General features: G+C 42.0%; 9 protein-coding genes. 4 read left to right on the top strand and 5 right to left on the bottom strand.

What is annotated here, in order from left to right; translation table 11 throughout:
- Positions 1 to 136 precede the first annotated feature (136 nt).
- Positions 137 to 3667, top strand: coding sequence for a glycosyl hydrolase 115 family protein (locus AC1TO8_RS12205; RefSeq protein WP_482055883.1), 3531 nt, complete (start codon positions 137 to 139; stop codon positions 3665 to 3667).
- A 230-nt stretch (positions 3668 to 3897) separates the two neighbouring features.
- Here AC1TO8_RS12205 and AC1TO8_RS12200 read toward each other — a convergent pair whose 3' ends face one another.
- Complete coding sequence (locus AC1TO8_RS12200) at positions 3898 to 4926, bottom strand: WD40/YVTN/BNR-like repeat-containing protein (RefSeq protein ID WP_482055882.1); 1029 nt, start codon at positions 4924 to 4926, stop codon at positions 3898 to 3900.
- A 150-nt stretch (positions 4927 to 5076) separates the two neighbouring features.
- Between AC1TO8_RS12200 and AC1TO8_RS12195 the strand changes: the two genes are divergently transcribed.
- On the top strand, positions 5077 to 5289 hold the full coding sequence (locus tag AC1TO8_RS12195; protein ID WP_482055881.1) for a DUF4083 family protein: 213 nt from the start codon (positions 5077 to 5079) through the stop codon (positions 5287 to 5289).
- A gap of 19 nt (positions 5290 to 5308) precedes the next feature.
- On the opposite strand, the gene AC1TO8_RS12190 is transcribed toward AC1TO8_RS12195, so the two are convergent.
- Positions 5309 to 6106, bottom strand: a complete 798-nt coding sequence (locus AC1TO8_RS12190; protein ID WP_482055880.1) for a lipid II flippase Amj family protein — start codon at positions 6104 to 6106, stop codon at positions 5309 to 5311.
- An 18-nt stretch (positions 6107 to 6124) separates the two neighbouring features.
- Positions 6125 to 7651, bottom strand: coding sequence for a DUF4153 domain-containing protein (locus tag AC1TO8_RS12185; protein WP_482055879.1), 1527 nt, complete (start codon positions 7649 to 7651; stop codon positions 6125 to 6127).
- Between the two features lie 108 nt (positions 7652 to 7759).
- Here AC1TO8_RS12185 and AC1TO8_RS12180 point away from each other — a divergent pair, with 108 nt between their 5' ends.
- Together AC1TO8_RS12180 and AC1TO8_RS12175 are read left to right on the top strand one after the other, a co-directional pair.
- Complete coding sequence (locus AC1TO8_RS12180; RefSeq protein WP_482055878.1) at positions 7760 to 9442, top strand: ABC transporter substrate-binding protein; 1683 nt, start codon at positions 7760 to 7762, stop codon at positions 9440 to 9442.
- Between the two features lie 94 nt (positions 9443 to 9536).
- Positions 9537 to 10694, top strand: coding sequence for a glycosyltransferase family 4 protein (locus AC1TO8_RS12175; protein WP_482055877.1), 1158 nt, complete (start codon positions 9537 to 9539; stop codon positions 10692 to 10694).
- Positions 10695 to 11023: 329 nt separating this feature from the next.
- Here AC1TO8_RS12175 and greA read toward each other — a convergent pair whose 3' ends face one another.
- The gene (greA, locus tag AC1TO8_RS12170) at positions 11024 to 11503 is read right to left on the bottom strand and encodes a transcription elongation factor GreA (protein WP_482055876.1); all 480 of its coding nucleotides are present in this window, start codon (positions 11501 to 11503) and stop codon (positions 11024 to 11026) included.
- A 222-nt stretch (positions 11504 to 11725) separates the two neighbouring features.
- The gene (locus AC1TO8_RS12165) at positions 11726 to 12904 is read right to left on the bottom strand and encodes an NAD(P)/FAD-dependent oxidoreductase (protein ID WP_482055875.1); all 1179 of its coding nucleotides are present in this window, start codon (positions 12902 to 12904) and stop codon (positions 11726 to 11728) included.
- Between the last annotated feature and the right edge of the window lie 36 nt (positions 12905 to 12940).

Here is a 12940-nt window from a genome sequence, read left to right as displayed (position 1 = left end):
TCCATGTAAATATCACTTCTCAAAGTGAATACTATAGTTTATACGGTACTCTACTACTGTACAAATATGATAACATGATCAAATAGATGTTGTTCGGAAATTTACCAAAATAACTCTTTCACGAGGGGGGGTTCTCATGTTTAATCATAACTATATCTGTTCTCATATGGAGAAAGACTATTTCCAACTAGTTCATCAAGGCCAGGTTGCTAATCTCTATATTTCTTCAACTGAAGACCCAGGAGTCACGCGCGCAGCCAAAGACTTATGTAAAGATATTACTAGGGTTACCCTACACTCGGCTAAGCTAGTTAGTGAGATGTCCGAGTTATCCGGTCATGTCGTTCTGATAGGAACCATCGGTCAGAGTCCACTCATTGATCAACTCATTGCGGATGGAAAAATCGATACTCTCGGTGTGCAGGGCCAGTGGGAGTCCTTTGTGATCCAGACGGTAACCAACCCACTTCCGGGCATAGACTATGCGCTCGTCATCGTTGGAAGCGATAAGAGGGGTACGATCTTTGGCATGTATGATGTCTCTGAGAGCATCGGTGTGTCGCCTTGGCATTGGTGGGCAGACGTTCCGACCGTTCAACAAAGTGAATTGTATGTTAAACCAGGTCTGTACAAGCAGGGAGAACCGTCGGTGAAATATCGAGGTATTTTTCTTAACGATGAAGGCCCTTCACTCATGGCTTGGGCTCGCTCTAATTATGATGATATGAATCATGATTTCTACGAGAGTATATTCGAGTTACTTCTACGTCTTAAGGCGAATTATCTATGGCCAGCGATGTGGGATAACACCTTCCACGAGGATGATCCTCTTAATCCTAAGGTAGCTGATTACTACGGTATTGTCATTGGCACATCTCACCATGAACCGATGCTTCGTCCGCACGGAGATTGGAAGATACATAAACAAGGTCCATGGGATTATTCATTGAATCGTGACGTGCTGTACCGTTTCTGGAAAGAAGGGATCTCACGTAGTCGTGAATACGAGACCATTGTTACGCTTGGCATGCGTGGGGATGGGGATGAACCGATGGGCGGACACCTGAATTTTGAAGAAAAGGTAGATCTCCTGCAACATGTTGTGGAAGATCAGCGAGAAATTATCGCTACCGAGATGAATTCCGATGTTACACAGGTCCCTCAACTGTGGGCTCTCTATAAAGAAGTTCAGGATTACTATGAGAATGGGATGAGGGTGCCAGATGACATTACGTTACTCTGGTCAGATGATAACCATGGTAATCTGCGTAGAGTACCCACTGACGATGAACGTAGACGCTCTGGTGGAGCAGGCGTATACTACCATCTCGATTATGTTGGTGGTCCTCGTTCTTATAAATGGCTTAACACCGTACCGATTCAGAAAATATGGGAGCAAATGCACAAAGCATATGAATACGGTGCTGACCGAATATGGATTGTTAATGTCGGCGATTTGAAGCCTATGGAATTTCCAATGGAATATTTCCTACGTATGGCTTGGAATATTGAACTTTTCACGAAGGATAACTTCCATTCGTATACACTCCAATGGGTGAATCGTCAGTTCGGTGCTGAACATGCTGATGAAATTGCCCATCTACTGGAGAGTTATACGAAATATAATGGTCGATTAAAACCGGAGTTGTTAAATGCCGTTGATCTTTACAGCCTTATCAACTTCCAAGAAGCCGAAACCATTGTCGCGGAATTCCGTGATATTACCGTCCGAGCAGAACGATTATTTGATCAGCTTCCAGGGCATCTGCAAGATACGTTCTTCCAGTTAGTACTCTACCCTGTAAAGGCTTCAGCCCAAGTACTCGAGCTACATATTCGTGCCGAGAAAAGTAAGCTGTATGCTCAACAAGGCCGGGTCATCGCTAATATAGAGGCACGCGCTGCCGAGCTTCTATTCGAAGCAGATCAAGAACTCACATTCGACTATAACAAACGACTATCGTTGGGCAAGTGGGATCATATGATGGACCAGACGCATATCGGGTATACGTATTGGAACCAGCCACCTCATAACATCATGCCAGAGGTTGGGCGTATAGAAGAACAAGAAGGTGCGGAAATGGGCGTTGCCGTGGAAGGTTCCATACATGTATGGCCAAGCAATGGTAGTGATTCGTTGTGCGCATTGCCTGGATTCGATGTGTTCACGCAGGAGCAGCGATATTTCGAAATATTCAATAAACGCTCGTCTCCCTTTGACTACAGCGTTCATGTAGATGTCCCTTGGATTACGGTATCTTCATCAGAGGGTCAGGTTCTGAAACAGAAACGGATCTGGGTAGACATTGATTGGGAGGTAGCTCCTCAAGGTGAGGCTGTTACCGAAACAATCACCGTCATCGGAGCTGATGACGTTAAAATCAACATCCAGGTGAGTATCTTCCATCCCGTAAGTCCACAGCGTGAGACGCTAATTGGGCACATGGAGAGTAATGGATATGTATCTATTGAAGCAGAGAACTATACTCGAAAGATAGCCGCATCTAGTGCTGGGTGGGAGCGCATCGACGGCTACGGTCGAACTCTCTCCTCGATGGCCGTCTTCCCTGTCACAACTCCTTGCGCGAATCCACCGGTGCCAGAGCAATCTCCACGTCTGGAATATCAAGTCTATCTAGTTCAGCCAGGGGAAGTCACGGTGTCACTATTTCTTGCGCCATCAAATGACTTCGTTCCGGGAATGGGACTAAGACTAGGGGTCTCCTTCGATGATGGGCCAGTAGAAATATGCGATGCGGTGTTACGGATGACTGATGGCTCCTTCCATGAGAGGGACTGGGAAGTAAGTGTCATCCACAACATACGTACAGCTAAGAGTGTACATCATATTGCCGAGCTAGGTTATCACACCTTAACCGTTTGGATGGTCGATCCAATTGCGGTTCTACAGAAAATCGTTATAGATCATGGTGATTTAGAACCAAGCTACCTTGGACCTACAGAAAGTTACTATGGCGGAAAGGCCCTAGGTACGTCGGTGCAATTAAGTGATCATTCATACGATCCAGTATCTGTCCCGGGTGTCGTTACCATCCTGTCATCTGTAGAATCGGAACGTATAGATATATTCGTTGAACAAAGCGGAATATATGATATAGCACTGCCTTCTCAGGACGATACCACAGTCAATGGCAATCATAACGTTAAGTTTACTTTGAAGTGTAATGGACGTGATATATCTGGTCCAATCTCTTGTGATTCAGATAGAACTCGACAGGGTTCTGACACTCATTCGATGGGGCGTATTGTGCTTGAGTCCGGCGAACATGTGCTTGAGGTCGTGGCGGGGGATGGATTTACCGCTCCAATGGGGCTTGTTCTTACATTAGTCGCCCCTGATATGCTGAGCATACGACCGTCGTTACGCAGAGACAGCCTGCTCCCGACCAAGCCCCTTGTCGCGCAGATTGGGGTAATCAACAAAGATGTAGCCTCCAGTCACCAGTATGTGATGACGGTATCCCTGTATGCAGAAGATGGATCACTACTAGATCAAGCTACACTAACTAATACCCTTGCTGTGCGCGGTCAAGAAATGCACCAACTATGCCTTTCTAAGTCGGATATGAGTAACATATACAAGTTAAAGACTACCATAACGATGGATGGGCAGACACGAGAGTACGTTTCGGATTGGGTGCTTTAAGTTAATAGATCATCTATAAACACAGCAGGCATAGAATTGGTTATTCTATGCCTGCTGTTGTTCTGTATGTAGCATTTTAAATGCTTACAGTTTCTTTACAAACATAAATTCAGCTTTTTCTTTGAATTGGAATCCACACCTCGCATGCTGAGTTTACTTGCTGATCGTCCATCAAATATCGTTTCGCCCCATCCTCGCTAAAATCAAAATAATAACCATAAAGCAATCACTTAATGATCAATTACGTCGACAAAAGACCAACTGGCTCCCTCATCTATCGTCGTAAATTTTGCAAGCACTTTACCACCTTGATAATCTCCATTGGGTCCCTGATTCACAAGCAATGTACCTTGCAATCCATCAAAGGTAGGTACTTCTGCTATTGTAAAGATTCCTTTATATTCTGTAGGAATGGGTATCTCTATCTCATCCCAATTTTCCCCGCCATCCGTGGTTCGATAAAAATCTGGTCTTTCCGGTGTGAAATTCACTGATATGGAACCAAAAGAAATAAATCCAATATGGTCATTGATAAAGCTACCGCTAGTTATATGTCTATTTGTGTTGTTGACGGTGCCTACCTTCATCCAGTTTTGTCCACCATCATTGGATTTGTAAATAGTACTAACCTCGAAGCCCATAGTACGATCATAACTTATTATTAAATAGCCATTTTGCTCAGAAGTAAACCCAAGAAGTCGGGCTCTGACACCGGGAGAATTAGTGATATATGTCCTATTCCACGTCTTCCCTTTGTCTGTAGATTGTAGAACCATAAAGTTAGTTGATGAGTAATCACCATCAATTACAATTTCTTCACCAATTACAAATGCTGTCCTGTCTTGTGTAATCACATAGCTCCCGTCTATCAATGCCTTTTTAGAACCACTGTAATCACCCGCAAATAATTCATCTATAGAAACAGGTACGTAATTCCAATCATGTCCATTATCATAAGTCACTTGTAGCTTTCCCTCTTCAATCTGATAACGGTTGTTCTCATCATCCAGCTTCATAATACTCGTCATAGGCAACACCTTGCTTAAACTCTCTTTATGGAATTTCAGATAATACGTAGCTCCTATCGTAATGAATAGAAACAGCATAATCATACCCGGCACTGTCTTTAGTTTACGATATCTATTATTTAGTGACATTTCGAGAACCCCATTTCCCCCATACTTCCGCAAAACTCCGTTATCCAATTTAAAATAAACAGCCGTATTTCCATAACGAATATATCCATCTTTGAGAACCACCAATGTTATCTCCTTTCAATTCCTTTCGTAGCTTTCTTAAAGCCCAATATAAAGTCCCCCTTAACTTCTAGTAAGATGTATATATGACATATCAAGATAGGTTATAGTGGTATAATAAGTAAATGTATACTAAGGGAGATGAGTAACTTTATGAGCAGTGGTGTAGGAATTGTCGGATCGATTTTATTAATCATTATTTTTGGATTAATTACTTTATTCGTTGTTTCACTTGTTCTATTCATTAGAAGATTACTAACAAATTCTACTCAAACAATTCAAAGTCAATTAGATATTAAGAAAAGGCTGGATGCTATAGATAACAAAATGGATCTGATCATGCAAAAAAAAGACGAAAGTAAATGATTCATCTTTTACTTGGTAACTATAGAATGGATACCATCCATGTAATCCAAGAAGCTGCTGGTACCAATAATAGCTGTGCTAGAACCGTACCAACTAATCGAGATATCATTAATAATCCGAAGATCTTATTCAGTTCAGCGACCTCCTTCTCTCCTCTAAGTACTTTATCCGTCATTAGACCAATCTGTGGATCAATGAGTATGGTCAGTAAAATAGTCGCCATGCCATTAATTAGACCTGAAGACTGTGATGCTGCCATCGCGTATTCTGGTGTTAATGTTGATGCAAGTAGAGCAGCCAATACTCCTATTGTATAAATGGCAGTTACTAAACAATTAAGTAACACTAATCTTTTAGGAATACCTCCGATTCTTAATCGGGACAACATCGATAACTTCGGGAGAACCAAATGATATCGTACGTTATTCATCTTTTGAAAAGAAACCGATGATCGAATCATTTGTGGTATGGAACCGGATATTTCTAATTTGGATATTACCCTAGATGAAAGCAATACAGCGGATGGGAACAGGATTAAAGCCACCAATGTCCCCAAAGTGGATGCACCAATAATCATTCGTAACTGATAGATTAGATTATTATCCGCATTATGTTTGGCGAAGTCTATGATTTTACCGGTAAGCGGGGCTTGAACCATGTTAGCTGTTCTTGAAATTAAGAGTATTATTCCAGTTAACGATAAGGCAACTGCTAATTTCCCTAAACGTACTCCTGCTAAGCGAAGAGAATATGTCAATGTCTCTGATAGATGAATGATAAATGTAAACAGCGAAATAAGCATTATTTGCTCTAACAAACAATATCACCTCATGATCTAATTCCCTTCGGATAAATATTCCTTCAGCGCTCTCCCCGCCCGGTATACAGATAGATTAAGTGAAGGCCAATCATCATTTATCTCAGACAATTCCTTCCGTTGATAGGTTAAATGCTCATCCATAATGCCGAGTTCTTCACGACTAAAGTGAATAAGTGTAGGAATCGCATCTGTAGATAAACTATGCAAATACTCCTCATCGAGCATTCCACTTTCTTGGTAACGAGCCATATTATTCTCTGCTATGATGATGTCCATTCCCACATAGTTAAGGATTACATAAGATACTAAACCAAGAACGATATAGATCTTAGCCAATGGGATCGTTGAAAAGTGAATTCGAAGTGCTGCAATAATCAACAATACGGCTAGAAAAATCATGAACGCATGAACAAGAAATCGAATATATGTATAGCCATATGCCTGTTCATACAGGACCAGTCGGATAAAGGCGGAGTACAGCATCACACAAGAGCATGCAACCAGTATGTACAACATGATATTGTTTATTCTCTGTAATAGATTACGCTCTTTCTCACTAAAGATGAGAGTACCCATCAATAGGATAAAGTTGATTGTCGTTACGGCTACAAGCTCAAGGAACCCGCTTCTAGCATAGTCTGCATAGGAAGTTCCAGCCGGTAACGTCCCTTCCGATGCACCAAATAAATACGAGAATTGCACAACAACAAACAGGACATATACTATATTTATCGCTACTAATACGGTGACCGCGATGATAGGATCTAGCACCAGCTTGAATGGGTCGGATGAACGCTCGATGGCATCACCTGTCCTGTGATCAATCTCCACTTCATGTCCCCAATCGAACTTCTTGGAGTCAATAAATCCCCATAAGTAGCCAAATAGTAAAATACAAACGATACATACCCAGATAAATCGGAAGATGCCCTCACCTATGGAAAAGTTGTTCAACATGTCAGGAATTCCAGAGAGAATCTCATCGAATACGCCATCTGCGGACGATAATAAGCTGATGACAACGATTAATACTGGCGTCGCAATGGCAAGTCCCATCAATATTTTACCTATGACCGCTTTACGTCGCTCTCCCATGGTGCTAGTTGCTGATGTCTTCACCATTCTAAATGCGGTTGGAACATGTCGTAAGCTTTGCACAATAAGATGATCTAGTGATGTGGAAATGATCTGCGGCTTATGCCATAAAGGCCTTCTTACACTAAACGTATAGGCCATATGTACGAATATTAGTGAAGGAATCACCATAAAGTTGAGCCCTCGAAAGATTTGATTTTGAAATAAGGCATACGTCAAAGAAAGTAACAGAATGGCTCCAAATAACACCCATCCGAACCATGCTGGTTTAGCCATTTGATCCTTTGCATTGTAGAACATATACAAGTAAAAAAGCCCCACAAACATAGGATATGATACGCCAAACTGATGTCCATAGAATAAATAATGATGAGCCATAGCTAGAACGAGCGCACCCATAAGGGCAACTAAAGGTCGATCTATTCTCGATTTCATCTTATGAATCACAGGTAATCCCCCATTTCATACTTTCTAAACCTTATTCTAGATGATAAAATAAGAAGATAAAGAGAAGTAATTATTATAAAACTTCCTATTTTAGGAGTGAATCGAATTATGAAGCTACATAATCAGTTCCTACGCCTGTATTCCCACTATGGAAACTCTGAAGATATTCGGGTTACCTTAGACGAGTTAGCTATCACACTGAACTGCACTCACCGTAATGCATCTACGATCATTCGCAAAATGGTGGAACACGGTTGGGTTCTTTGGCTATCTCAGCGTGGACGAGGGAACAGATCTACCTTGCGATTCCTGATTGATCCTGAAGAAATAGCAGCGCAATCGATGATGAAAGCGATCAGTCGGCAAGATCTCAAACATGCTATTGATCAGATTCGAGTCCATGCCAGATCATCGACGATGCAAGATCGACTACAGGAGTGGCTGCTTACTTATTTCGGACATCATTCCGAGATGAAAAGCGAGAAACAGATTGATACTCTCCGTCTACCCATTCGTCAGCAACTTCATACGGTAGATCCCTTATATATGAATCTGTTAGCTGAATCTTTCGTTTCTAGCCATGTGTTTGATGGTCTCGTTAGGAGGTCGAGCAGCACGCATGAGATTCTTCCGAATATCGCTCATGCCTGGGAAGTGGATGCTAGTCGTACGCAGTGGACATTCTTTCTACGCAAAGAAGTCCTATTTCATAATGGCACTCTAATGACTGCGGAAGATGTTGTGTTTACATTTGAACGGTTAATGGAGACTTCGCAAAGAACGTTGTACAGCACTATTTTCAAACAAATACAATCTGTAAGAGCCGTCAACACCACCACAGTAAGCATGGAATTAAAACAACCGAATGAGCTATTCTTATCCTTTTTATGTACAAGCCGTGCTGCCATCGTTCCGCGGGGCTTAGATCAATTGGGGGAGAAGGGGTTTGGGGTTAAACCTATTGGCACGGGGCCTTTTAAGGTGACGGAATTTAATGACAGTGTCTGCGTATTGGAGGTATTCACTCATTATTTTCAGGAGAGAGCACATTTAGACCGTGTGGAAATTATCCAAATCCCTTGGCGTATGGGGAAGGAACAACGTGATCATACGGAATCTTTGTCTCCTTTTCACATTATTCATAATCCATCCTCAGCAGAAGGGCAATCGTGGAGTCAGATCCATTCCAAAGCTTCCGTGAGAAAATTCATTACCTGTAACACAAAAAAAACCGGACCTTTAAATGATCCAGCCATTAGAGCTCATATGCTATCTTGTCTACGCGGTGAACCGATTCATCTAGTACATGATGCCGTGATGGAGCAACCGATTACTCTACAAATTTCCACCATTCCACAATATCGACAGGATGCCCATTCCATAGCGGATAGACTAGCCAACTTCGGTTATGTGTGCAACATCGTCTCTACTTCCCCAGAGGAGTTCAAAGGTTCCGTCCGTTTGGAATCAGATCTTATTGTCTTCTCTTTCATTCGTGATCAGGATGAGCAGCTTCGTCTACTCGATCTCTATGTAACGATGTCCGAACACGTCGAGCCTCATACAAGGGTAGATATTGAAACAGCACTTCTTCACGTAACACGAGAATCTGATCCTCTAGTTCGTGCTCAATTGTTCCAAGCGATTGAAACTCGTCTCATCCAGGAGCATCAATTGCATATTTTATATGAAAAACCAGTTCAGACCGCCTATCTTCCCTCCGTACGTGGTGTGACTTTTAATAGTCAGGGTTGGGTGGATCTCAGGCATATCTGGTTTCCACCGCTATAAGACCGTCATTTACAATACATTTAACAGCGGCTTAATATCTCTCTAACAAATTCCTGTTATGATCGTATTAAATATGGAACTCAAGGAGGGCTATATGCGACTTGCACTATTTACCGACACTTTTGTTCCGCAGCTGAATGGCGTGGCTAACACGCTTCAGCGACTGACCGATTATTTGCAGCGCCGGAGTATAGAGCATCTCATATTTGCACCTAAATGCTCCCCAAAGGATATTTATGCTAATCCAATCCGCCCCATCGCCAGTATTCCGTTATTTCTCTATCCTGAGTGTAGACTTGCACTACCGAATCTATTGGCCATACGCGCTGAACTCGATCGCTTCCGCCCTAATTTAATCCATTTAGCTACACCATTCAACCTCGGTCTCTGCGGTCTCCGTTACGCCCAAAGTCATCATTTACCCTATGTCACTTCCTATCACACCCATTTCGACCGTTACCTCGAGTACTACCGGATGAAAGCACTCATCCCCTTTTACTGGTCTTATATCAAATGGTTCCATCGATCATGCGACGCCACATTCGCTCCATCTCTCGATACCATCGAAACACTTCAATCCCAAGGGGTTGATCGATTGAAGCTGTGGTCTAGAGGAGTCGATTGTCAACTATTCACACCCAAGAAGCGCAACTCAAGTATTAGAGAACGATACCAAATTACTGAACCTATCTTACTACTCTATGTCGGAAGAATCGCCCCGGAAAAGGATATCGATACTTTATCTACTATCATGCGAACATTACCTCAATCATTAATGGAACGTGTCCACTGGCTCGTTGTGGGGGATGGTCCGCTTCTTCCTGAACTGCGTGGACAAGTGCCCTCCAATGTAACTTTTACCGGATACAAACAAGGTGAAGAACTTGCGCAGCTCTATGCCTCAGCAGACATATTCGTATTTCCATCGAGCACCGAGACATTCGGCAACGTCGTGCTCGAGGCCATGGCTTCAGGATTACCCGTCATTGCTGCAAATGCTGGTGGAGTTCGAGAGATAGTTGTACCCGGGCGTACAGGAGTCTTATGTGAGCCTGGCCACTCAGGATCGTTTATTCGAGAGATTAGGAATTATGTAGACAATCCAGAACAGTTATCTACACTGAGCAACGAAGCGCGTCGAGTAGCGCTTACTCGCTCATGGGACTCCATCTTCGAGGAACTTCTAGGAAACTACACTCAAATTATTAATTCTCACCATCACGATAGCCATGCTAATATTTACTCCGCTTGATTAGAAGATTTCATTTGCAATCATTATTTGTGAACACAAAAGTAGAAACGGCTTCGCCGTCCCTTTTAAGGACGGCACCCGTTTCATTGGAAATATAAGAAATATATCATCAAAAGTCGAGATGTTAAAATTCTGCCTGAATGGTAGAACCATTGTCCACGACAAATAAAGCCTATACCTCTAATGAGTTAGGCCTTATCCATATCACTTAGTACCTCTTCATAATGAAATTACAACCAGATTGGGAAACATCGACTTAGTAGACATACAACGAGCCTAGAATAAACTGGAGCATCTGAAGAGAATGAGTCATAGTCATCGCATCTTTGTTACAAAACTTTGATTTCAAGTAATTCATATTTAATAATTCCCATAGGTGCAGTTACATGAATCACTTCGCCAATCTTTTTACCCATGAGTTCCTTACCTAGAGGACTTTCATAGGAAATCTTATTGTTCAGAACATCTGCCTCAGCTGGACCTACAATTTGATAGTCGATTTTTTCGGAGAATTCAATATCATTCAAGATGACCGTAGTACCCACATTGACAATGGATAAATCTAAGCTGCCTGCATCGACAACAACAGCCTTAGTTAGCATCTTTTCCAATATTTTTATTCTAGTTTCCATGAAGGATTGATCGTTTTTGGCAGAATGGTATTCACTATTTTCTTTCAAATCGCCATAACTAATCGCTAGTTTAAGACGCTCTGCTAACTCTTTACGTTTCACGGTTTTGAGATCCCTAAGTTCAAACTCTAATTTATCTAATCCATCTTGTGTTAAAATCACTTCTTCTTTGGCCATGTTTACAACTCCTATTTTGCTTTCTTTATTCAATTCTAACCTATATCCAGTTAACATTGTTAGTAAACTTACAAAATGGAGTGCATAAAACACTCGGATAATCCTTTTATTGGGCATGCCATTGATGGAAGTTACAAAAAACAGTAAACCAAAGTTATTCATTCTCTTTGGCTTACTGTTTTCTTGTGTAGTATACAGAGGACTCCTGTTTAAACTTCCTCTTTAATATGCCAAACTGTAAAGTGCTTTAATATGTGACAAGTAACGAATATTACTTGCTTCTTTCATAAGAGAAGCTGGCATCCCTTTAAGAGGAGTTGAGTTAGCCCCAATCGTTGCAACAGCGTCTTTACGACCCAAGCTTGCAAGGGTTCCGGAGTCAATTGGACTAAAGGACTCCATAGACTTGTCATTAAGCTTAGCGAATAAGTTGTAACCAATCAATTCTCCCATTTGCCAAGCAATCTGAGCAGTAGGTGGATATGGACGTCCTTCTGGTCCAAAGTAGACGGCACTATCCCCTGCAACAAATACGTCTGGGTGAGAAATAGATTGAAGATATTCATTCACACTTGCACGTCCGCGATTCACTTCAAGTCCTGATTCGCCCACTAGAGGATTGCCTTGTACTCCACCCGTCCATACAAATGTATTGGCAACAATCTTCTGACCATCTTTCAGGTCAATCACATTTCCTTCAACATTCGTGACAGGAAGACCTGTCAAGAATTGAACACCACGCGATTCCAGACTCTTCGTTGCGCGCTCAATTAAGTGGTCTGGCAACACAGGAAGAATTTTAGGACCCGCTTCGACGAGTAATAACTTGATAGATTTAGGATCTACACCAAATTTTTTGGCAAGTGCAGGCATACCATCAGCAAGTTCGCCAACTAGCTCAACACCCGATAGACCGCCCCCACCAATAACAATCGTTCCATCAGCTTCATTCTTACTTTTGGCAAATTCACGTATACGATCTTCAACATGCTTATGAATGTTGTTCGCATCTGCTGCAGATTTCAAGACCATACTATTCTGCTCAAGCCCTGGAATACCGAAAAAGGCCGTTTGGCTTCCTAATCCGACAACTAGTGCATCATAAGTTAACGTCGTTCCGTCTGAAAGTTTAACTTCTTTATTGTCTACTGAGAAGGACTGAACCTTGCTGATTTTCAAATTGATATCTTTCCCTTTGAAAAGTTTCTCCAATGGCATAGAAATCGCCTCTTGTGCAACATTCCCAGCAGCAAGCCGATGTAATTCTGTAATAATCTGGTGTGTTGAAGTCTGGTTTACGACCGTCACTTTGGCTTCAGCCTTACTTAAATACTTGCGAAGACTCAAAGCCGTTAAAAGTCCACCATAACCCGCACCTAATATAACAATATGTTGTGACATCTTGTGTCCTCCGCTCTTATTAAGTTATTGTACAAG

This window comes from Paenibacillus sp. Y859, from assembly GCF_056786405.1.
The sequence above is the reverse complement of the archived record's forward strand: the minus strand, read 5'-3'. Positions and strand labels throughout refer to the sequence as shown.

Coding starts and splice junctions, on each gene's coding strand:
- AC1TO8_RS12165 (WP_482055875.1), bottom strand. CDS start 12,904: ATGTCACAACATATTGTTATATTAGGTGCGGGTTATGGTGGACTTTTA.
- greA (WP_482055876.1), bottom strand. CDS start 11,503: ATGGCCAAAGAAGAAGTGATTTTAACACAAGATGGATTAGATAAATTA.
- AC1TO8_RS12175 (WP_482055877.1), top strand. CDS start 9,537: ATGCGACTTGCACTATTTACCGACACTTTTGTTCCGCAGCTGAATGGC.
- AC1TO8_RS12205 (WP_482055883.1), top strand. CDS start 137: ATGTTTAATCATAACTATATCTGTTCTCATATGGAGAAAGACTATTTC.
- AC1TO8_RS12195 (WP_482055881.1), top strand. CDS start 5,077: ATGAGCAGTGGTGTAGGAATTGTCGGATCGATTTTATTAATCATTATT.
- AC1TO8_RS12180 (WP_482055878.1), top strand. CDS start 7,760: ATGAAGCTACATAATCAGTTCCTACGCCTGTATTCCCACTATGGAAAC.